This is a genomic window from Amycolatopsis sp. NPDC051128, assembly GCF_040682715.1.
GTDB lineage: Bacteria > Actinomycetota > Actinomycetes > Mycobacteriales > Pseudonocardiaceae > Amycolatopsis.
Genome location: NZ_JBFBBN010000050.1, coordinates 18,439 through 40,048, shown reverse-complemented (window position 1 = coordinate 40,048; position 21,610 = coordinate 18,439). Strand labels below are relative to the sequence as shown.

At 71.4% G+C, this 21,610-nt stretch carries 19 protein-coding genes; 5 read left to right on the top strand and 14 right to left on the bottom strand.

The window, feature by feature from the left end; all coding sequences use genetic code 11:
• Positions 1-232 precede the first annotated feature (232 nt).
• The 10 genes from AB0M82_RS36170 to AB0M82_RS36125 form a co-directional block, all read right to left on the bottom strand.
• On the bottom strand, positions 233-1,030 hold the full coding sequence (locus AB0M82_RS36170; protein WP_364731930.1) for a TIGR03084 family metal-binding protein: 798 nt from the start codon (positions 1,028-1,030) through the stop codon (positions 233-235).
• Between the two features lie 254 nt (positions 1,031-1,284).
• The gene (locus AB0M82_RS36165) at positions 1,285-2,355 is read right to left on the bottom strand and encodes a carboxymuconolactone decarboxylase family protein (protein ID WP_364731927.1); all 1,071 of its coding nucleotides are present in this window, start codon (positions 2,353-2,355) and stop codon (positions 1,285-1,287) included.
• A 71-nt stretch (positions 2,356-2,426) separates the two neighbouring features.
• The gene (locus AB0M82_RS36160; RefSeq protein WP_364731925.1) at positions 2,427-4,079 is read right to left on the bottom strand and encodes a GMC family oxidoreductase; all 1,653 of its coding nucleotides are present in this window, start codon (positions 4,077-4,079) and stop codon (positions 2,427-2,429) included.
• A complete protein-coding gene (locus AB0M82_RS36155; RefSeq protein ID WP_364731922.1) occupies positions 4,076-4,645 on the bottom strand; it encodes a DUF5987 family protein in 570 nt (189 codons plus the stop codon). The genes AB0M82_RS36160 and AB0M82_RS36155 overlap by 4 nt, the downstream gene beginning before the upstream one ends.
• Before the next feature lie 34 nt (positions 4,646-4,679).
• The gene (locus tag AB0M82_RS36150; RefSeq protein WP_364731920.1) at positions 4,680-6,077 is read right to left on the bottom strand and encodes a cytochrome P450; all 1,398 of its coding nucleotides are present in this window, start codon (positions 6,075-6,077) and stop codon (positions 4,680-4,682) included.
• The gene (locus AB0M82_RS36145) at positions 6,074-7,084 is read right to left on the bottom strand and encodes an enediyne biosynthesis protein (RefSeq protein WP_364731917.1); all 1,011 of its coding nucleotides are present in this window, start codon (positions 7,082-7,084) and stop codon (positions 6,074-6,076) included. The genes AB0M82_RS36150 and AB0M82_RS36145 overlap by 4 nt, the downstream gene beginning before the upstream one ends.
• Position 7,085: 1 nt before the next feature.
• Positions 7,086-9,059, bottom strand: a complete 1,974-nt coding sequence (locus AB0M82_RS36140) for a CRTAC1 family protein (RefSeq protein ID WP_364731915.1) — start codon at positions 9,057-9,059, stop codon at positions 7,086-7,088.
• Positions 9,056-10,039 carry a DUF1702 family protein gene (locus AB0M82_RS36135; RefSeq protein ID WP_364731913.1) on the bottom strand — a complete coding sequence of 328 codons (984 nt, stop codon included), beginning with the start codon at positions 10,037-10,039 and terminating at the stop codon, positions 9,056-9,058. The genes AB0M82_RS36140 and AB0M82_RS36135 overlap by 4 nt, the downstream gene beginning before the upstream one ends.
• A 115-nt stretch (positions 10,040-10,154) precedes the next feature.
• Positions 10,155-11,150, bottom strand: coding sequence for a DUF1702 family protein (locus AB0M82_RS36130; RefSeq protein ID WP_364731910.1), 996 nt, complete (start codon positions 11,148-11,150; stop codon positions 10,155-10,157).
• 131 nt (positions 11,151-11,281) lie between these two features.
• Entirely contained in the window at positions 11,282-12,109 is an 828-nt protein-coding gene (locus AB0M82_RS36125) for an AraC family transcriptional regulator (protein WP_364732005.1), read from the bottom strand.
• 563 nt (positions 12,110-12,672) lie between these two features.
• Between AB0M82_RS36125 and AB0M82_RS36120 the strand changes: the two genes are divergently transcribed.
• Positions 12,673-13,479, top strand: a complete 807-nt coding sequence (locus AB0M82_RS36120; protein WP_364732003.1) for an AfsR/SARP family transcriptional regulator — start codon at positions 12,673-12,675, stop codon at positions 13,477-13,479.
• Between the two features lie 66 nt (positions 13,480-13,545).
• The gene (locus AB0M82_RS36115) at positions 13,546-14,244 is read left to right on the top strand and encodes a winged helix-turn-helix transcriptional regulator (RefSeq protein ID WP_364731907.1); all 699 of its coding nucleotides are present in this window, start codon (positions 13,546-13,548) and stop codon (positions 14,242-14,244) included.
• A gap of 19 nt (positions 14,245-14,263) precedes the next feature.
• On the opposite strand, the gene AB0M82_RS36110 is transcribed toward AB0M82_RS36115, so the two are convergent.
• Both AB0M82_RS36110 and AB0M82_RS36105 read right to left on the bottom strand, forming a co-directional pair.
• On the bottom strand, positions 14,264-15,532 hold the full coding sequence (locus tag AB0M82_RS36110) for a DUF6596 domain-containing protein (protein WP_364731905.1): 1,269 nt from the start codon (positions 15,530-15,532) through the stop codon (positions 14,264-14,266).
• 1 nt (position 15,533) lies between these two features.
• The gene (locus tag AB0M82_RS36105) at positions 15,534-15,917 is read right to left on the bottom strand and encodes a YciI family protein (RefSeq protein ID WP_364731902.1); all 384 of its coding nucleotides are present in this window, start codon (positions 15,915-15,917) and stop codon (positions 15,534-15,536) included.
• 270 nt (positions 15,918-16,187) lie between these two features.
• On the opposite strand from AB0M82_RS36105, the gene AB0M82_RS36100 reads away from it, so the two are divergent.
• The gene (locus AB0M82_RS36100) at positions 16,188-16,850 is read left to right on the top strand and encodes a maleylpyruvate isomerase family mycothiol-dependent enzyme (protein ID WP_364731899.1); all 663 of its coding nucleotides are present in this window, start codon (positions 16,188-16,190) and stop codon (positions 16,848-16,850) included.
• Between the two features lie 6 nt (positions 16,851-16,856).
• On the opposite strand, the gene AB0M82_RS36095 is transcribed toward AB0M82_RS36100, so the two are convergent.
• A complete protein-coding gene (locus tag AB0M82_RS36095) occupies positions 16,857-17,477 on the bottom strand; it encodes an L-threonylcarbamoyladenylate synthase (protein WP_364731896.1) in 621 nt (206 codons plus the stop codon).
• 282 nt (positions 17,478-17,759) lie between these two features.
• On the opposite strand from AB0M82_RS36095, the gene AB0M82_RS36090 reads away from it, so the two are divergent.
• Entirely contained in the window at positions 17,760-18,272 is a 513-nt protein-coding gene (locus AB0M82_RS36090; protein WP_364731894.1) for a DUF899 family protein, read from the top strand.
• A gap of 170 nt (positions 18,273-18,442) precedes the next feature.
• Positions 18,443-20,779, top strand: a complete 2,337-nt coding sequence (locus tag AB0M82_RS36085) for a histidine kinase (RefSeq protein WP_364731891.1) — start codon at positions 18,443-18,445, stop codon at positions 20,777-20,779.
• A 106-nt stretch (positions 20,780-20,885) separates the two neighbouring features.
• Here the strand turns inward: AB0M82_RS36085 and AB0M82_RS36080 are convergent, their stop codons facing one another.
• Complete coding sequence (locus AB0M82_RS36080) at positions 20,886-21,491, bottom strand: response regulator transcription factor (protein ID WP_364731888.1); 606 nt, start codon at positions 21,489-21,491, stop codon at positions 20,886-20,888.
• Between the last annotated feature and the right edge of the window lie 119 nt (positions 21,492-21,610).

The window sequence follows — 21,610 nt, the reverse complement described above, 5'->3', positions numbered from 1 at the left end:
TATCACCGGAACCATCAGGTCCCCGCTGTCCTCCGGCGCGGAACGGGGTCCCGTCGCCGGTCTGTCTTCTCGGGCGGCGGCGGCGCCGCCGCCCGGTTCACCCGGTCGCACCGGGCCACCGGGTCAGCATCTCCCGGCCGGTGCGGACCGTCTTCTTTCTCCCTGCCCCGGCCCGCACGTCAGCACGCTGGAACAAGGATCTGCACTGTCCACTGAGGACAGACAGGCATGGTCAGTCGTTGAACTGGCCGGGACGGCGGCCCTGGCCGGCCGGCCCGCGATAGGCCTGGGCGATGTCGAGCCACTGGTCCGCCAGCGTGCCCTCCGCCCGTACGTCGAGGTCGAAGCGGTGCCGCCGCCGGGTGACGAGCAGGCAGAAGTCCTCGGCGCTGCCGCTCACCCGCTGGGTCGCGTCGGCGGGCCCGAACGACCAGAGCGCGCCCGAGGGCGCGGTGAGGTCGTACCGGAACTCCTCCGCCGGCGGCGTCAGGTTCCGCGCCTCGTAGCCGAAGTCCCGGACCCGCACGGCGAACCCCACCAGGTGCTTGATCCGGTCGGTGCGCGCGAGGCGCACGCCCAGCGCGTCGGCGACGTCCTGGCCGTGGCCGAACAGCTCCATCATCCCGGCACAGGCCAGCACGTACGGCGGCAGCGGGTTCACCAGCCACGGCACCAGCCGGTCGCCGGGCACGGCCGCGAGGGCCTTGATCCCGGTGTCGCGCTCGGCGCGCCAGCGGCTCAGCAGCACCTCGGCGGGGTCGTGGACGAACTCCTGCAACGCGCCTTCGACGGCCTTCTCGAACCCGACCGACGCGAGCGACTTCGTCATCTGGACGAAGGCCTCCGGCTGCGCGGCCGAAAGGCCGGCGATCCGGAAGATGAACGCGAGGTGCGCGATCTGGTGCCGGACCGCCCAGCCCGGCGCCGGGGTCGGAATGTCCCACCCCGCTTCGGGAAGACCGGCGACGAGCGCGTCCACTTCGGCGGCCTCGGCGGTCAAGTCGGCGATCACGCCCGTGGTGTCAGTCACCTGTCAGTCCTCTCACCGGTGCGACGTCTTCTCCGTGACAATCGGGGCTCCGCCCCGGGCCGGGGGCTCCGCCACCCGGACCCCCGAAAGATGGTGGGACGGCGGCCGCCGCGGGAATGGCGGGGTAAGGGGCCACCGTCGCGGCGACCGCCGTCCGTCAGATCGGGATCCCCGGGGCGACGGCACGGACCGGGCTGCGAACTCGGTGCGTCCCGGTGCTGCGCGCCCCGGCGGGCGATCTGACCTTTCGATCATCACCCGCGCCGACCTGGGGAGTCTTCTCTTCGCGGGCGGTGCCACAGCCGCTCACCGGCCGCCACGGCCGCGGTGAGAGCCGCCCACGACACCAGCTCCACCAGGCCACGATCGTCCGTCCTTTCCGGACGGACGGCGGCGATGTCGGCGGCGTCGACCTGGTAGGCCGCCTTGGCGGTGCCCAGCGCCAGCCGGCCCGCCGCGCGTTCGCCGGCGGGCAGCTCGGCGAGCACCGGCTCGGCCCAGGCCCGGCTCAGCCCGGGCGGTCTGCCGTCCCACGCCTTGAGCTCGCGCCGGACGAGGTCCCGCACCCGGGGCGGCACCGAGCGTTCCCCGGCGGCTTCGATCGCCGCCCGCGCGCGCGAAAAGGCGTCCGCGAGGGTGCCGCCCGGTGGCGCCCAGCCCGGGCCGTCGGCGGGAGTGGCCGGGAGCAGGCCCAGCGCCTCCCCGGCCGGCGGCGCGTCCCCCGGTTTGAGCAGGAGCCCCAGCACCGCCCGGGCTTTCGCCCGTGCCGACGGCGGAACGGCGTCCGGCAGCGGCGACGGGCCGAGGAACACGCTCACCATCCGGTTGAGGTAGTGGAACGCCACGGCCACGCCGGTGAACTCGGCGGCGGTGCCGGCGGGCACGTCCGCGGGCAGAAGGCCTTCGCCCCGCGCCCACGCCGCCAGGGCCCGGGTGTCCCGGTCCGGGATGGCCCCGGCGTCGCCGGCCTCGATGGCCGCGGCGGCGGCCGGGTCCCCCAGCGAGCCGAGCGCCATCGCGTGCACCTCGACGCAGTACGGACACGAGTTCGCCGCCGACACCGCGGCCGCGACGACCTCCTTGTCGGCCCGGCTCGCCAGCCCGCCCGCGACCAGCGACTCCCGCAGCATCAGCCAGGCGGCGGCGAGCACCTCCGGCGCCGGCGAGTGCAGCGCGACGGGTGGAGCGAGCATCCCGAAGTCCCGCTCCACCTGCCGGTACACGTCCCTGACCAGCCCCCGCGCCCGCCCCGGCCGCACGGCCTCGACGTACTTCACGTCCCGCAGCGTCCGACGCAGGGCGAACCGCACCAATCCGGGCGCCATCGTTCCTCCTCGAGAACCGGCGGACTCGCGCTCCCAGGACCCCAGGAGCGCGAGTTCCATGTACCCGTGCATCAGTTGCCGGCGACCAGGTCCAGTTTGGACACCGCCCGGCGGCCGGTGATCGAGCCGTCGGGGGCCGGGGCGCCGTACTTGACGTCCACCCCGCGCGCCTGCAGCTCCCGGACGATGCCCGGGACCGACCGCTCGGCGAGCGCGGCGATGGTCATCGCCGGGTTCACCGTCAGCGCGCCCGGCACCGACGCGCTGTCGGTGACGAAGATGCCCGGGTGGTCGCGCAGCTCGTGGTTCGGGTGCAGCGCGGACGTCGCCGGGTCGTCGCCGATCCGGCACGACGCCAGCGGGTGCACGGTGTACGCCCCGACGACGTCGTTCGTCCACGGCGCGACCTTCGCCAGGCCGTCCTTCTCGATGATCGCCTTGCAGTCGGCGTCCGCGAGCGCCCAGCCGTGGCGGGTGTTCTCGGTCGGGTCGTAGCGCAGCGAACCGCGGCCGAGCATCTGCTGCGAGATGCGGTAGGCGTTGCCGGTGGGCGGCGGGGCGCCGAAGACGCCCTCGTTGTCGTCCTCGGTCATCAGGAAGATCGTGAGCCAGTTCGCCCACTGCTTCAGGATTTCCTTCTTCTCCGCCCCGTACCAGCGCGGTTCCTCGCCGCCGGGCACCTGGGCGAGGATGGTGCCCAGGCCCGGCGGGAAGTACAGCTGCTCCAGCGAGTACCGCTCGTACTCCGGCAGCGAGCCGTCGAGCTTGTCCCAGTTCGCGACGGTCGGGCCCTTGCCGATGTGGTTGGCGGAGTACACCGGACCGTCCTCACGGGACAGTCCCAGCACCTCGCGGACGCGGTCCTCGTCGATGATCGCGGTGTTGAGCCGCTCGCCGTTGCCGGAGAAGTACCGGCCGACGCCGTGCGGCATGGTGCCCAGCGCGGCCTCCGACCGCTGCAGGATCACCGGGGTCGCGCCGGCGCCGGCGGCGATGATGACGACCTTCGCCTCGATCACGCCGGTGCCGGTGTGCACCCGGTAGTCCTCTTCGTCCACGATGTCGAAGTGGACGCGGTAGCCGCCGTCTTCGGTGCGTTCGAGCCGCTGGACCTCGTGCAGCGGCCGGATCTTCGCCCCGTGCGCCAGCGCGGCGGGCAGGTAGTTCGTCAGCATCGACCGCTTGGCGTCGAACTTGCAGCCCGCCATCATGAAGTTGCAGTTGACGCAGGTGGCGTTGTCCACCGCCACCGGCGCCGGGTTCGCCGTCCGGCCGGAGTGGTGGCAGGCCGCGGCCCACAGCCCGCCGGCGTAGGAGACGTCACTCCAGTCCTGTTTGGACACCGGGATCGACTCGTCGACCCGGTCGTACCACGGCTCCAGCGTGTCGCGGGAGATCTCGGACGGCCACATCCGGCGCCCGATGCTGCCGTGGCGCTCGAACACGAACCGGGGCGCGCGCGGCATCGCGGCGAAGTACACCACGCTGCCGCCGCCGACGCAGTTGCCACCCAGCACGCTCATCCCGTCGCCGACGACGAAGTCGAACGCGCGGGTGTAGGACGAGCCGAGCAGGTAGTCGTGCTCGAAGTCGTCCGCGGCCAGCCAGGGGCCGCGCTCCAGCACGGTGACCTTGGCTCCGCCCGCCGCGAGGTGGTAGGCCGGGATGGACCCGCCGAAACCGCTGCCGACGATGACGACGTCGGTCTGGTCGATCGCACTCATGCCGGGCTCCCGGAAGGTGTCGTGTCGGGGTGGAGCTCGGCCAGCTTGCGGCCGTAGCCGTACTTCGGGAACCGCCAGAAGCCGTCCGCGTCCGGCGGCCGGTAGCCCAGCGCGAGCAGGCCGGGGTGCCCGTCGCGGATGGCGTCGGCGGTGTGCAGGTGCGGGGCGCTGTCGTACGCCATGTTGCAGAACAGCGCGAGGCTGACCCAGCCGTCCTTCTCCGGGTGCCCGGGCGTGGTCAGCCGCCGCACGAGTTCGCGGCGGTGCGCGTAGGGCAGCGCGACGAACGGCGGGACGTCGTCGTCGAGCTCGAGCTCGACCTCGCCCGCGTAGGACTTCGCGTGGTCGTTGAGCGACTGCGCGAGGTAGGGCAGGCCGGCCGTGACGCCGGTCGCGTCGAAGTTCAGCAGGTCGAGCGCGCCCGCCGCCACCGACCCCGGGCCGGGCGCGGCCCCGGCGACCGCCCGGTCGCCGTCGAACCGCTTCTCCCCCGGCACGATCGTGTCCGCGTAGGCCTCGAGGGTCATGTTCTTGACGCGTTCTTCTTCGGTGGCCTCGGGTTGCACCGGCCTACCTCCTCGTCGAATGTCCACAGTAGAATCAGGCGTCCCGGAGCGCCCGGGCCGCCCGCGGGTGCACGGTCATCGGCAGCCCGCCGCGCACCCGCAGCGACAACATCGCCTCGGGTTCGACGACCTTGCCCGGCACCTTGCGCAGTTCCAGGTCCCTGACGGTCATCGCCAGCACGAACACCGCCTCCATCACCCCGAGGCTGTTGCCGATGCAGAACCTCGGCCCGGCGCCGAACGGGAGGTAGGCGTACCGCGGCGGCCGCCCGGCCGGGTTGGCCGGGTCGAACCGTCCCGGGTCGAAGCGCTCCGGGTCGGTCCAGAACTCCGGGTTCCGGTGCAGCGTGTAGGGCACGACGACGACGTCGGAGCCGGCCGGCACGTGGTACCCGCCGATCTCGTCGTCGGCCTGGGCGACCCGCGGCAGCAGCCACACCGGCGGGTACAGCCGCATGACCTCCTCGACGACCGCCACGGTGAACGTCAGCCGCCGCAGGTCCTCGTACCCGGGCAGCCGCTCGCCGAGCACCTCGACGGCCTCGGCGTGCAGCCGTTCGCGGACCTCGGGGTGCTCGTCGATCAGGTGGAACGCCCAGCCGAGCGTGCTCGCCGTGGTCTCGTGCCCGGCCAGCAGCAGGGTGATCAGCTCGTCGCGCATGCGCTCGCGGGACGCGCCGGCGTCCCCGGAGTCTTCGGCCGACCCCGTCGCGATGAGCCGGGACAGCACGTCCTCGCCGTTCTCGACCGGGTTAGCGAGCCGCTGGTCGACGAGCTCGTCGGCGATCCGGCGCAGGTCGTCGCGCGCGGTGCGGAACTCCAGCTGCTTCTTCAGCGGCACCCACTGCGGCACCATGCTCAGCGTGACCGCCTCGAACATGGCCTGGTCCTGCACGGCCTCGAACGAGTGGCCGAGCGTTTCGTAGCCGCCGAGTTCGGCGTCGAGCAGCGTCTTGCCGAGCACGCCGAGGGTAAGCCCGGTCATCTCGTGCAGGATCTCGACCGGGCCCTCGTGCGTGGCCAGCCGCTTGACGAGCGCCTCCACTTCGGCCGCCACGACGCCGGCCTGGCGCGAGATCCGCTTGGGCTGGAACACCGGCTGGATGGTCCGGCGCTGCTTGCGCCAGGTCTCCCCGTCGCTGGTGAGCAGGCCGTCGCCGAGGGCCCGGCGGGCCTCCTGCAGGCCGATGCCCTTGTGGTAGTTCGCGGCGTTGTCCGCGAGGACGTGCTTCGCGAGGTCGGGGTGGTTGACCAGGTACATCGCCTTCGGTCCGATGGCGATGCGGACGACGTCGCCGTAAGTCCCGGCGTTGTCACCCATGAGCGCGAGCCGGTCGGTGAAGAGCTGCTTCAGCAACCGGATGGTCGCCCGGCGCGGCGGCCCGGGCGGCGTGGTGCGCGCCGCCCGGGCTTCGTGCTGCGGTCCGGTCATGCCGCGACTGCTCCCGGCTTCTCGTCGTCCCCAGTCGCCGCGAGCGCCGGCGCGAGCTCCAGCTTCGCCTTCTGCGCGGCCTGGTCGGCCTCGAACTTGATCCGCGCCTTGTTCGAGAAGTGCAGGCCCCACAGGAACAGGCCGCGGATCAGGCAGATGGTCGCGGTGGCCAGGAAGAGCCCGTAGGCCACGTGCACGGCGGTGAAGAAGCCGTACGCGACCGCCACGCCGGATCCGAAGAGGAACTGCGCACCCGGCTTCGACGGCGACGTGCCCGGGTCGGTCACCATGTAGTTGGTGTAGAGCACGAACGCGACACCGGTGCCCATCGCCAGCGCGCCGGGGATCGACGTGCCGAAGAGCCAGCCGCGGACGAAGGCCTGGATGACGAAGAAGCTCAGCCAGCCCGCGATCAGCCACATCCGGTTGGTCAGCAGCGCGTTGAGCACCGTGCCCGACACGAGGATGATGCCGACGATCAGCCAGCCGCCCCAGGTGGGGATCTGCTCCGTGAAGTGGTACGGCGGGGCGATGCTGGCCCACGGGAACACGAGCAGGATGATCGTGATGCCGAAGTTCGACGGGTTCATGTAGTGCCGCATGCGGCCGTACACCGGCGCCTGCAGGATCCACTTGGTGCCGACCGCGACGGCGACCCCGAACATCATCACCAGGATCTGGTCGTTGACGTAGGTCAGCATGTTGAGGGCGAGACCGGTGATGTGCGCGGGCAGGAGGAACTCCACCAGCCCCTTGAACCCGTTGCCCCGGAACCGGACGTCGCGGTGGGTCACCCGGGCGTTGATGATCTCGAGGACGATCTCCGTGGTGTACGCGGTCGCCAGCGCGACGAACGGGTACAGCCACGGCTGCTCGAAACCGAGGATCGTGTAGCCGATGATGTTGAAGATCGTGATCGAGATCGCGAAGCGCCGCAGCGCGGTGATGACCTTGTTGGTCCGCTTCGGTGGCGCACTGTCCACCTTGGTCAGAGTCGGGGTGGTCATGTCACATCGCTTCCTTCGCCGTGGCGCCGAGCTGGTACATGTGGCAACCGGGTTCGAGCTTCAGGTTCTGCGTCCGCAGCCGGCCGGTCCGGTCCCGCCACTGCAGGTGCACGTCGAGCGGACCGCTGACGTTCGCCCCGAGGCCGATCTGGACGTCGAAGCTGCGCCGGCCGGCCTCCCCGCTGCTGCCGTCGACCCGGCCGAGGTACTTCTTGCCGTCCGCGGTCGTCACGGTGACCTGGGCGCCGATCGCGGGCGGACCGGCCGCGGGCAGCGGGCCGGCCGCCACCGGGGCGTCGGTGGTCAGCTTCAGCTGCAGGTACTTCCCGGTGGCGGGGCTGTCGTTGTGGTAGAAGATCGGCTGCTCCCACTGCCGCGCCACCGCGAACTCGGGCAGGCCGTCCCCGTTGGTGTCGCCGACCCCGATGCCGCGGGTGGGCACCGGCACCGCCAGCCCCAGCTGCGGGGCGAGGTCGGTGTACCGGCCGTCCGCGCTCTTCACGAAGAAGTGCAGCGTCTGGTCGCCACCGATGTCGTCACCGGCGCGGGCGTTCGGCCACCACAGCGGGTTGGACAGCAGGCCGTCGTGGGCCGTGGCGATCTCCTGCAGGTTCGGCCAGCGGTTGACCTGGCCCTTGACGAACCCGGTCGCCTGCGCGATCTGGTTCTCGCCGCTGTTGTTGAAGTCCTGGATCTTGACGTCCCAGCCCCAGCCGGACCACGCGGTGCCGTTCGCGGCGCTGTCGTCGTGGAACGGCGCGACGCCGTCCTTCAGCTGCCGGGTCAGGTCCCCGGTGTCCTTCGCCTTGTTCATGAACTGGAAGTTCGACTCTTCGATACCCCACGACGTGGTGATGTTGCTGACGAACAGGTCGTAGAGGCCGTCGCCGTTCAGGTCGCCGAAGTCGACCGCCATCCCCTTGAAGGAGTCGTGCCCCAGCACCTTCGACTTCGGGTCGTCGATCCCGCGGACGCCGGCGACCTCGGCGAGCTCGACGTGCCCCGGCGTGGACTTGTTGTACAGCAGGTGGTCGTGCCCGAAGTCGTTGGCGATGTACAGCTCCGGCAGGCTGTCACCGTCGATGTCCGTCGCGCTGGAGGCCAGCGTCCAGCCGAGACGCGCGGTCTCCGGGATGCCGGCGGAGGCGTCGGCGTACCGCGCGCTCGGGTTCGCCCCGGACGTGGCGCCGGTCCAGCGGTAGATGTACTTGGCGCCCGAGTTCACCGCGTGCGACATCGACTGGTTCAGCGTGATCCCGCCGTCGGCGTTCGGGTCCAGCACCCGGCTGTCCGGGAAGTAGTTCCCGATGAAGATGTCGACGTGGCCGTCGCCGTCGAAGTCGCCCGTGGTGACGGAGTCGGTGTTCCACAGCGGACCGCTGTACTTCCCGTCCGCGCCGCGGTGGTTGCCCGGCACCAGCTCGGTCGGCTGGAACGCCGAGGCGTCGAACTTGGTGGCGGTGGCCTTCTGCAGGAACAGCACCGGGGTCCGGCCCCAGTAGTAGGCCAGGATGTCGGTGCGGCCGTCTTCGTTGTAGTCACCGGGGACGCAGCCCATCGGCGCCAGGTAGTCCCACGTCGGCAGCGCCGGCGCGGGGTCGAGCGCGAAGGGCGCGTAGCGCGGGCCCGAGTCCGGCGTCGGCGTGATGACGACCTGGTCGCTGCGCGGGTCGACCAGGCAGATGTCGTTGGCCTTACCGCTGCCGCTGATGTCGTTGATCGCGATCGCGGCGCCGACCGAGGAGATCCACGCGGCGATGTGCTCGTACTCCTTGTTCACCGTCCGGATCGACTGCGACTTCGCCGCCGCGGGCAGCGCGATCGTCATCGGGGTGAAGTGGAACCTGCCCGCCATGTCGTCCTGCTCGGCGGCCGAGACACTGGGCAGCCGCGCGACCAGGAACAGGCCGAGGATCAGCGCCAGCGCCACGATGCCCGCCAGCTGCTTGCGCAGCCAGCCGAAAGTCGCGGTCATTTGTTCTTCCCTCCGTGGGTCAGCACTTCTTCGGCGATCCGCTGCCGCCAGATTTCGAACGCCGGGACGTCGTCGCCGTCGACGACGACGGCCGGACGGACCTCCTGGGTGATCGCCGCGGCCCGCTCGGCGGACAGTCCGCAGATCGCCCGGGCCGCCATCTCGGTCTCCGGGACCATCAGGCCCGAACGCACCCGGCACTCGGCAGCGAAGGCGCTCCCCTGCGCCAGCTGTCCGTGGTGGATCCCGGCCCGGTCCACCAGTTCCGCCAGTTCGTCGGCGGTGACGCCGCACGCGTAGGTCGAGGCCAGCCCGACGCCGGCGTAGAGGTCGCCGTGACGCGACTCGGGGAATCCCTCGATCGTCTTGGTCACCAGGGACACGTCGGTGCCGCAGATGAACCACAGCGCCCGGCCGATGCCCTGGTCGATGGCGCGCAGCGCGTAGCCGTCGTAGCGCCGGTCCGGCCAGGAGAAGTTCCGGTCCTGGTGCTGCTGCCCGATGTACTTGCCGGTCTTGAAGTACGCCTGGTGGAAGCCGTAGCCGTCGAGCACCAGCCAGCGCAGCAGCGGGTCGAAGTCCGCGGCCTTCGGCCAGGTGAACCGCGGGATCCGCGCCATCGCCCAGCCGACCCCGACGTAGATGATGTAGTCGTGCTTCTCGCCGGGGCCGGCCAGGAACTCGGCGGTGTTCGTGCTCTTGCCGAACGGCAGGCCGTCCAGCACGCCGTACCCCATTCCGGCGCCTTCGTAGGCGAACCCACGGAACTGCGGGGGAATGCGATCGAGCCATTCTTCGGCCTGCTCGACCGACTTCGCTTCGACAGCGTGGGCGTACCCGAGGAGGAACATCTCCCCGACTGTCTCGAGTCGTTCTTGAGCGGCTGGGCTCTTCCGGTGGAAGCCTCGCTTTTCCAGCAAGGTCTCCGAGACATCGGGTGTCAGGACGCGGCGCCTGAGCGTACGCCAACCATTGCCCAACGCACTCTCCCCCTTAGGGTCACTAGGATCAACTTCGGTTCGTCGCTTCTACGGTCACAGATTCGCTGGTCAGCGCTCTACTCCGCGGTTGCCCGCGAGCACGGCGGCGGCCTCGTCAGCCCGTGCGCCGCTGGGCGGCCTGGTCGAATTCCGCGCGGATCCGCTGCCGCCACAGCTCGTAGGGCGGTTCCGGCCCGTCGTCGCCGTCGGCCTGTTCGGTCCGGTCCGCGAGGTTCTGCGCGGCCTGCACGGAAAGGTCGGTGAGCACGCCGGCGGCGAGGTGGGTGTGGGCGGGCACGTACGAGGAGTAGGTCCGCGCCTTCACCGCGAACACCACGCCGAGCGCGAGCTCGTCGTAGTGCTCCCCGGCCGCCCGGCGCAGGCGGGCCAGCCCTCGCTGGTCGCTGCCGCCGGCGAACGTCGCGGCCAGCCCGACCCCGCTCCACAGGTCCGGCCGGCGGTGCTCGGCGAAGCGCACGACCGCCTTCGCGACGGCGTCCGGGTTCCCGCCGTTGATGAACCACAGCGCGCGGCCGACGCCCTGGTCGAACGCCCGGCCGAAGTACTCCGGGCGGCCCGCCCACGGGTAGGGCACCGGGTCGGCCTGCTCGTCGACCCACTTCTTCGTGTCGAAGTAGGCCCGGTCGAAGCCGTAGCCGTCGACGGCGAGCCAGCTCATCACCGGGTGGTAGGCGACCCCGGTCAGCTCGGGCAGGATGTTCTTCCACAGTGGACGCGGCAGCCGCGCCATCGCGAAGCCGATCCCGATGTAGGTCAAGAAGATGTGCGGGCGCCCGGGTCCTTCCAGCAGTTCCCGGGTACGGTCGCGGCCGCCGCCCGGCATGGCGTCGAGGATCGTGTAGCCCATCGTCGCGCCCTCGTAGGCGAAGCCGCGCTGCTCGGGTTCGACCAGCGCCAGCCGGCGCTCGATCTCCCACAGCGACGCGCCTTCGATGGCCCACTCGAACCCGCACACCACCGCTTGCGGCACCGCCTCCAGCCGGGCCGTCGCGTCGGTGTGGGCGACCGGGAACCCGCGTTCGGCGAAGCCGACCGAGGCGAGCGACGGAGCGAGGAAGCGCTTGCGGAGCACCCCGATGACAGTGGACATCGTTTGTGGCACCTAACTGTGTCGGTTGTTACCGATCCGGCCAGAGCCACGACCGGATGGCTTTCGCGGCAATGGCACGTACCGTTCGAGGGCCGGCCTGCTTTTGGCCGGATCAGTAGCTCTTCGAAGGATCAGGCGACAGCGCGCAGGTGCGGCCGCTGGGCGGCGAGCATGCGCTGGGTGAACGGCGACTGCTTCGACGCCAGCGTGATCGCGATCGGCGCGTCGGTCGGGGCCGGCGGGCGCAGGCTCACCCGGGCGGTGGTCTGGCCGTAGGGCGCCACGTTCACGGGCAGGTAGCCGATCGAGAACCGCGGCCCGGCCGTGCCCGGCCGGTGCTGCGCGACCGCGATCGCCGTCCACCGCCCGGCGGGCACGCCGTGGATGGTCAGCTCGCCGGAGCTCATGTTCGCCATGCCGCCGAAGGCGACCGGGCCGCTCTGGGGCACCGGGTCGGCGAAGAGCCCGACCAGGGTGTCCGCGGGCGCCGAACCGCGGGGCATGTCCAGCCGCATCGACAGCACCCCCGTGCCCGTCTGCAGCGAGGCGCAGCTGCGCCCGGCCTCGCGCAGCGTGCGCAGCGGCGGAAGCCGTTGGAACGTCGGGGAGATCGCCACGAGCAGCTCGGCGACCTGCGGTTCCCGGTACTGCGTCGGCGTCATCCCGACCGCCCGCGAGAACCGGCTCGTGAACGTGCCGACGCTGCTGTAGCCGACGCTGCACACGATGTCGGAGACGTTCAGCGACGTCGTCAGCAGCAGCCGCTTGGCCTCGAACAGGCGCACGGCGGTGAGGAACCGGCCGGGCGTCACCCCGGTGGCGTCGGCGAACATCCGGGAGAAGTGGAACCGGCTGACGAACACCTCGGACGCCAGCTCCGCGAGCGTGATCGGCTCGAAGTACCGCTCCCGGATCGACGAGATGGCCTGCAGCACGGCAGGCCGGACCGACTTCTCCATCCGCTCGAGGGCCGGCACCCGGGGCGGATCATCGAACTCGCTGTCGTGTCCGACAGCCGCAATAGACCGCAACATCATCCGTCCAACCTCGAATTCCCCTGATGGCAGTTCTCCTGGTGTCAGGGAAGACGGCGCTCCTTGCAGATCGATCGACGAGCGATGGAGGCTCCCGGGCGAAAACGCACTCGAACGTGTGACACCGACGCCGGCGCGGGCGTTCCACAGAGGACATCTCGTGGAAAACGCACGGCGTCGGCGTGCGGCACGCTCGCCCGCGTGAACCGCGGCGGCCCCGCCGCACCCGCGACTGGTCCGTTCCAGCGACGCCGCCGAGTGCCGAAGCCCAGGTTGGGCCGGATGGCGGACCATGCGGAACGTCCGAGCCGAACCTGCGAAACGCACGGGGCCACGGGATAAACGCACGTTGACTCTGGTGGGTGAGTCACTGGTCGACGGAACGACGCTCTGTCACATTCGGTGAGAAGCCCGGAGTCGGCCGTCCCCCGACCCGCGCGGCACGAACTGGGGAGCGCGAGGACGTATTGATGACGCTGGAGGCTGACATGTACTCCGAACTGCCGCGACCGGACGCGCCGGACGACGGTGAAGTGACGTTCACCGTCCTGGGCCCGCTGGAAGTGCTGCGGGGCGGGGTCGACTACGCGCCGACCACGCCCAAGGTGCTCCAGTTGCTGGCCGTGCTCGTCATGCGCCCGGGCCGGATGGTACACATCGACACCCTCATCCGGGAGCTGTGGTCGGACAACCCGCCCCGGACGGTCCGGACCACCCTGCACACCTACGTCTACCACCTCCGCCGGTGCATCGACCAGAACGGGCTGGCCGCCGACGGCGAGAAGATGCTGGCCACCAAGCAGTCCGGCTACACCTTCTACATCGATCCGTCCCGGGTGGACACCCACCGGTTCGTCCGGCTGCAGCAGCTCGGCCACGAGCGCCAGAACGCCGGCGACCACGCCGCGGCCGCCGAGGCCTACCGCGCGGCGCTCGACCTCTGGTCCGGCCCGCCGCTCGCGAACGTCCACTGTGGACCTATCTTGTCCGCCTATCGCACGGAGCTGCTCGAGCAGCGGCGCAGCGTCCTGCACCTGCGGATCGAGGCGGAAATCGTCAGCGGCAAGCACCGCGAGCTGATCGGCGAGCTGCGTTCGCTGGCCACCGGCAGCCCGCTCGACGAAGCGCTGCACGGCCAGCTGATGCGCGTGCTCGGCCGCAGCGGCCGGCGCTCCGACGCGATGGCCGTCTACCGCAGGCTCCGGTCCCGGCTGGCCGGGGAACTGGGCGTCGAACCGTGTGACGACCTCCAGGTGCTGCACCGCGAGCTGATCTCGGAAGGGGACCACCGCTGAACCACCGCTTCCCCGGCTTCGGCCGCGTTCCATCGCATCGCCCGAGAAAGAAGTGAGGAAAGTTCGATGCCCGCTCCCAACACCCGTGCCTACGGCCAGTTCTGCGGCCTCGCCCGCGCTCTAGAGATCATCGGCGAGCGTTGGTCGCTGCTGATCATCCGCGACCTGGTGCTCGGTCCGAAGCGCTACGACGAACTGCAGGCCGGTCTGCCGAAGATCCCGCCGTCCATCCTGTCGGCCCGGCTCAACGAGCTCGAGGCGACCGGCGTGCTCCGCCGCCGCGTCCGCGCCGAGCTCGACGCGGGCCTGGTCTACGAGCTGACCCAGTACGGCAGCGAACTCGACCACGTCCTGCTCGACCTCGGGCTGTGGGGCGCCCGTTCCCTGCACCAGCCGGGCCCGGAGGACGTGTTCACGCTGGACGCGGCGATCCTGTCGCTGTACACGACGTTCCGCCCCGACGTGGCCGAGGGCGTCCAGATCACCTACGAAATCCGCTACGACGACCGGATGATCGTCCACGCACTGGTCGAAGACGGCGCGGTCAAGGTCGGCGAGGGCCGGTTCGCCGGCGCGGACCTGGTCGTCAAGGTGCAGAGCGGCGCGGTGATGCTGGACCTGATGAGCGGGCACGTGTCGGCGCAGGAAGCGGTCCGCACCGGCAAGCTGGTGCTCGAGGGCGACGTCGCCGACCTCGAGCTGCTGGCTCGGTTGTTCCACGTCCCGGCCGCCCCGGAGCCGCCCTCGGGCATCGTGGTCCGCTGAGTTCGCGGGCCCGCCCGGGCTACGTTCCCGGGCGGGCCGGCGTTTCCGCGCCCGGCGCGATCCGCCCGGCCCGGTTCATCAGGTACCGCCGCTCGGGCAGGCTCGCCGTCCGCTCCGCGGCGCGCAGGTAGTGCTCGCGCGCGCCGGGCAGGTCTCCCGCCAGCTCGAGCAGGTGCGCGCGGACCGCGTCCAGGCGGCGGGCCACGTCGAGCTTGGCGTCGACCGTGTCCAGCAGTTCGAGGCCGCGGGCCGGGCCCGCGGTCTGGGCCACCGCCACCGCCTGGTTGATCGTGACGACCGGGCTCGGCATCAGGGCCTGCAGGACGTGGTACAGCTCGACGATCTGCGGCCAGTCCGTCCCCTCCGTGCTGGGCGCGGTGGCGTGCAGCGCCGCGATCGCCGCCTGGACCTGGTACGGCCCGAGCGCCGCATGCCCCAGCGTCGCGTCCACCAGTGCCTCGCCCTCGGCGATCATCGCCGCGTCCCAGCGGGCGCGGTCCTGCTCCGGCAGCGGGACCAGCTCGCCGTCCGGGCCGGTGCGGGCCTCGCGCCGCGCGTCCGTCAGGAGCATCAGCGCGAGCAGGCCCGCGACCTCGCCCTCGTCCGGGATGAGCGCGCGCACCGCGCGGGTCAGCCGGATGGCCTCCGCGGCCAGCTCGGCGCGCAGGAGGTTCTCCCCCGACGTCGCCGTGTACCCCTCGTTGAAGATCAGGTACAGCACCTGCAGGACGACGCGCAGCCGGTCGCCGAAGTCGTCCGGCGACGGCTCGCTGAACGTCGACCCCGCGGCGGCGATGCTCTCCTTCGCGCGGGTGATGCGCCGGGTCATCGTCGCCTCGGGCACCAGGAACGCGCTCGCGATCTGCGCCGTGGTCAGGCCGCCGACCGCGCGCAGCGTGAGCGCGACCTGCGAAGGCGGCGACACGGCGGGGTGACAGCACAGGAACAGCAGCTTCAGCGTGTCGTCGGTGCCCGCGGGCTGTTCCTCGCCGGGGCCGGGGACGACCGCCGAGCCGGCCGGCTCCCGCACGGCGACCGACTCTTCACGCCGGCGCCGCGCGCTCTCGCTGCGCCAGTGGTCGGTGAGCCGCCGGGTCGCGACCGTGACCAGCCAGCTGCGCGGGTTGTCCGGGACCCCTTCGGCGGGCCACTGCTCGCTGGCCGCCAGCAGGGCCTCCTGGACGGCGTCCTCGCACGCGTCGAACTGGCCGTACCGGCGCACCAGCACCCCGAGCACCTGCGGCACCAGCGGGCGCAGGACCTCGGCGACCGGGGCGGGCGCGGTCACGTCACAAACCGGGGACTTCGGACTCGGCGTCGGCGAAGAAGACGATCTCGCGCACCTCGATGGCCAAGCCGTCGATGGCGGCGTCCGGGATCATCGCGGCGAGCTCGACGGCCCGCTCCTTGCTCGCGCAGTCGACGAGGTAGTAGCCGGCCAGGAACTCCTTCGACTCCAGGAACGGGCCGTCGGTGACCGCGGGCAGGCCGCCACGCACCCGCACGACGGTGCTGTCGGCGACCGGCGCGAGCGCCTGCGTGCCGATCATCTCGCCGGACTCCCGGATCGTGCGGATGAAGTCCTGGTGCCCGGTCATGATGGCGTCCATGTCCGACTGGGACAGGCTCGCCATCACGTCGGGGTTGAGGTACATCGCCAGCAGGTACTTCACGTCCGGGCTCCCTTCGGCCGCCCTCGCCTCGTCCGTGGCATGAAGATAGCCGACCGCGCCCGCCGCCCGCGGCGGCACGTCGCAAGCGCGGAGTGGAGCCGCCGCCGGGCCGCCTGCCAGCCTGGATCCGGGCAGTCCCGGTCACCGATCCGGCCAACAGCAGGCCGCCCCCCACGCGGCACGTAACCGTTACCACGAAGCCATTCGGCCGTGACCGCGGCCGGATCGGCGACGATCGGCACAGCACCCGGAACCAGGAGGTTGGCACCGATGGCCGACGTGTTCACGGACCTGCAGACCGAGACCGAGGCGCTGGCCGACCTGGCCGAGCGCCACGGGTACGGCCCCGGCCCCGACATCACCGGGCACTTCGCCCGGCTGACGTCGACCGCGCGGCTGGTCCGGCTCAGCGTCGAGAACCCGGATGCCTTCGGCGTCACCCCGCAGATTTCCTACGACTCGCTCGACGAGGCCCTCGTGACCTGGCTGATCGAGCAGCGCAAGGCCAACGCCCTGCTCACCTCGGCCCCCGCGAAGCAGGAGCTGCCGTGGAGCGACGGCCCGCTGCGCCCGTCGGTGCTCGCCGCGGCCGCGCTGACCGAGCTGTTCGCGTGCGGCCAGGACATCGCGGACGCGCTCGGCGCCCGCCCGCGGCGGGGCGACGAGATCGGGCACGTCGCCTACTACGGCGTCCGGACCAGGGACCGCGCCTACCACCGGCACCGGGTCACGCCGCCCGGGCCGTTCCGGTTCGAGCTGCGGGCGCCGTCGGGGACACGCTGGGACTTCGGCCCGGAGGAGGCCACCGACCGGGTCACCGGCCCCGCCGACGACTTCTGCCTCCTGGTGACCGGCCGCCGCCACGCCGAAGACCTCGCCCTGACGTTCAGCGGCGAGCACACCGCCGAATGGCTGGAACTGCTCGAGAACTGACCGATATCACTCGAACGGGGCGGGATCCCCCGCGCCGACGCGCAGGATCTCCGGTTCCCCGGAAGAGAAGTCCACGACGGTCGTCGGCTCGACCCCGCAGTCGCCGGAGTCCAGCACCGCGTCGAGCTGGTTGTCCAGCTCTTCTTTGATCTCCCAGCCCTGCGTCATCGGCTCGCCCTCGCCGGGCAGCAGCAGCGTGCTCGACAGCAGCGGTTCGCCGAGCTCGGCCAGCAGCGCCTGGGTGACGCGGTGGTCGGGGATGCGCACGCCGACGGTCTTCTTCTTCTCGTGCATCAGCCGCCGCGGCACCTCCTTGGTGGCGGGCAGGATGAACGTGTAGCTGCCCGGCGTCGCCGCCTTGATCGCGCGGAACACGGCGTTGTCGACGTGGACGAACTGGCCCAGCTGCGCGAAGTCCTGGCACACCAGCGTGAAGTGGTGCCGGTGGTCCAGCTTGCGGATGGTGCGGATCCGGTCCAGCCCGTCGCGGTTGCCCGGCCGGCACCCGAGCGCGAAGCACGAGTCGGTCGGGTAGGCGATCAGGCCGTCGCTCTTGAGGATCTCGACGATCTGGCCCAGCGACCGGCGCTGCGGGTTTTCCGGGTGCAGGTCGAAATAGCGTGCCATGACCGCAGAGCCTAGGGTCCGGGCCGCCGGCGGGCACGACGGGGTTTCGAGGGTTCCGGGTGGCGAAGCCCCCGGCCTGGGGCGAAGCCCCAGCTGTCACGACCGGGTTTCGGGGGTTCCGGGTGGCGAAGCCCCCGGCCTGGGGCGAAGCCCCAGCTGTCACAGCGGGATTTCGGGGTTCCGGGTGCGTCTCCCAGCTTGCGGTTCCCGAGCCGAACGCTGGGGCTCGCCCGGGCACTCGCGTCACACTCCGCAGGAGGACCACACCAGGGAGGGCGAGCCATGACGAAGCTGAGCGTGCCGGAGCTGGACCGGCCCCGGACCGTCGCCGAGGCGAAGTACTTGTTCGAAGGCCCGGAGGGGCGGATTTCCTTGGCCGACCTCTTCGACGGCAGGCCGCGGCTGGCCGTGCACCACACGATGCCGGACCGCAGCGGCCCCTTCGACGTCGTGCCCGCCGCCGAAATCGCCGCCGCGCTGCACGACCCCGGCCTGCGGCTGGTACTGGTCTCCCGCGCGCCCTACGCCAAGCTCGAGCAGTACCGCCGGCACTTCGGCCAGGACCTGCCCACGTACTCGGCAGCCGGCGCGTTCGCCACCGGCTTCCCGGCGTCCCGGCGCCTCGACGAAGCGGCAGGCGGCGAGTTCTGGAACGACGACGAAGCGGGGCTCAGTTTCTTCGAGCGGGAGCGCGGTTCGGTACTGCACACCGGGTCGGTCGCCGTGTCCCACCTGGACTTCCTGAGCCTGCTCGGCGTCCCCGACCGCCTCCGGTCCGCCACCGGCCGCCGCTGAGCCCGGTGCCCCGCCGCCCCATGCCACCGTCCCGAGCCCGCCGCGCACCGGCGCCACGTCTTTTCGGCGCAGGGAAACAGCCCTCGCTTGAGCTACGATCTGTCGGCAGCACGCCCTGGCCGGCCCACCTGGGGCGCCCGGCCGCCGACGAGACCCCGGGGGTTCCGCCGATGTCGCTCGCCACGCTCGAGCCGGCCGTGGAGCTGTCCGCCACGGCCGAACCCCGCGGCACCAGCGGGTTCGACCGGCGCCCCCGGCTGGCCTCCCGGCTCGCGGGCTCCGTCGTCACGCTGGTGATGGTCGGTTTCTGCGTGACCGGGCTGTACAGCGCCCTCCTGGCGGCGCCGGTCAACCTGCTCACCGGCGCGTACGGGATCGCTGCGGTCGCCGCCCTGCTGGCGATCCAGCTGTTCTACTTCAGCCGTCCGGCCACCCGGTTGGACTCGACGAAGAGCAAGATCCTCCTGGCCGCGCTGGCGCTGCCGGCGTACGTGCCCATCCTGACGTTCGGCTCACCCTGGCTGGTGATGCCGTCCTTCGTCGTCGCCGGCGCACTGCTGGCCCTGCGCGCCCGGCTGGCCTGGCCGCTGTCCGCGCTCGTCGGCGTCTCCGTCGCCTGGTTGTACGCCAGCTACGGGAACGACTTCCTGAGCACCGTCTACACGACCCTCGCGACGGTCGTCTACGGCCTGATCTTCTGCCTGCTCGCCCGGCTCGTCCGGATGGTCAGCGAGCTGCACCGGGCCCGCACCGAGCTGGCCCGGCACGCGGTCGCCGAGCAGCGGCTCGCCTTCGCCCGCGATCTGCACGACCTGCTCGGCATCAGCCTGTCGGCGATCGCGCTCAAGGGCGAGCTCGCGTACCGGCTCATGCGGAAGTCGTTCGAGCAGACCAAAGCCGAGCTCGCCGAGATCACCTCGACCGCGCAGCGCACGCTCGCCGACGTCCGCGCGATCTCCCACGGCTACCGCGAGCTCTCCCTGGAACGGGAGTCCCGGACCGCCGAGTCGCTGCTGTCCGCCTCGGACATCGCCGTCAAGGTCCACCTGGACCAGGCCGATCTCCCGGTCCAGGCCCGGACGCTGCTGGCCAAGGTGCTGCGCGAAGGGGTCACGAACGTCCTCCGGTACAGCGACGTCGAACACTGCGAGATCCAGATCCACCAGCAGGACGGCAAGGTGTCCCTCGACATCGTCAACGACGGCGTGACGGCCGAGGACCTGATCGCCGACGACAGGAGGCCGCTCACCCAGCTGCCCGACGAGGTGAAGGCGCTCGGCGGCCGGGTGACCACTGGCGCCGACGCGGGCGGCCGGTTCCGGCTGCACGTCGAGCTGCCGGTGATGACGGCGCCGTCGGTGACGGCCGACGACACCGGCTCGCAGTCGCGGGCCGAATCGAAGTGGGTCGGCAGGATGCTGCCCGTGGTGTTCGGCAGCATGGCTCTCAGCGTGGTCATCCACCTGCTCCTGATCACCACGGAGTTCTGGGAGGTCGCCCTGGTTGCCGGGTCGCTGCTGGGCCTGCTGGTCCTGCAGTTCACCTACTTCGACCGGCCCACCACCCGGCTGCGGTCGGCGCAGAGCTACGGCATGCTCTTCGTCCAGGCCTGCCTGATCTACCTGCCCCTGCTGGCCCTGCAGGACCACTGGGTCAGCCTGCCCAGCCTGCTGGTCGGCAGCGCGCTGCTCGTCATGCCTCCCGCGGCGGGCTGGACCTTCTTCGTGCTCAACGTCGCCTTCTACGCCTGGATGCAGCAGGTGGGTGCGCAGGGCCTCGACCTCGCGATCTTCTTCACCGCCGCGACGGTGATGAGCAGCCTGACCGTGTTCAGCCTGCTCTGGCTGGTCCGGCTGGTCACGGAGCTGGACAGCACCCGGCGGCGGCTGGCCGAAGCAGCCGTCGCCGAGGAGCGCCTGCGCTTCGCCCGCGACCTGCACGACCTGCTCGGGATGAGCCTGTCCGCGATCGCGCTCAAGAGCGAGCTGACCGCCCGGGTGCTGCCCCTGGACCGGGACCGGGCGGCGGAGGAGCTGCGCGAGGTCCTCGGGCTGACGCGCCAGGCCCTCTCCGACGTCCGCTCGGTGGCCAGCGGCTACCGCGAGCTGTCCCTGGACAGCGAGTCCCGGATGGCGCGGTCCGTGCTGGCCGCGGCCGACGTCCGCGTGCGCATGGAGATGCTCGACGACGAGCTGCCGCAGCCGGTGCGCACGGTGCTGGCCGTCGTGCTGCGCGAGGGAGTCACGAACGTGCTCCGGCACAGCCGGGTGGAAAGCTGTGAGATCGCGCTGCGCCGGACGTCCGACGGGGTCAGCCTCGACATCGTGAACGACGGCGTCGAAACGCCAGGAGAGCGGCCCGCCGAGCCCGAGCCGGTGCCCGGCGGCAGCTCGCCCGGCAGCGGCATCGGCAACCTCTCACACCGGGTCGCCGACCTCGGCGGCGAACTGAGCGCGGGTGTCGAGCCGGACGGCCGGTTCCGCTTGCGCGCGGCCGTTCCGGTCTGACGCGACGCGCTCCGGGACCTCCGCGATCGAGCTCGTACCGGCGGGCGGAGTCCGCGGCGAGCGGCGGCGCGATGTCACCCGCGCGTGGTCCGGACCTTTCCGCCGGTCACAGCCAGCCGGACTGCTCGGCGATGCGGATGGCGTCCACCCTGTTGCGGGCGTTGAGTTTCGCGACGACGGTCGTGAGATAGTTCCGTACTGTCCCGGCGGAAAGGTACAGCCGCGCGGCGACTTCCACCGTCCCGTAGCCCTCCGCGGTCATCCGCAGCACGTCCAGCTCGCGGGCGGTCAGCGGGCAGTCGACCGTGTCCCAGGCGGCCAGCGCCAGGTCGCCGTCGACCATGCGGCGGCCGGCGAGCACGCCCCGCACGGCGTTCGCGAGCTTGGCGGGGGGCGCGTCCTTGAGCAGGAATCCGCTCACCTTCGCGTCCAGCGCGCGCCGCAGCGTCCCCGGCCGGCCGAGACTGGTGAGGATGAGGGTGCGGCACTCCGGGAGCTGTTCGTGCAGCTCACCGGCCGCGGTGAGGCCGTCCTTGCCCGGCAGGTCGATGTCGATGACCGCGACCTGCGCCTGGTTCGCCCGTGCCGCGGACAGGATCTCCAGCCCCGACGCGACCTCCGCGACCACGTCGATGTCGGGCTCCAGCCCGAGCAGGGCGACCAGCGCCCCCCGGACGATGTGCATGTCCTCGGCAATCAGCACTCTGATCACGGGTGCCTCCGCACTCACGATTCCCCAGACGCCAAGTCAACCATTCTGCTCGGCGAATCGGTTGCACCGATCGGGCAGCATTCGGCGACGCCGCCCAGGAATGCGTCACGCAAAAGCAA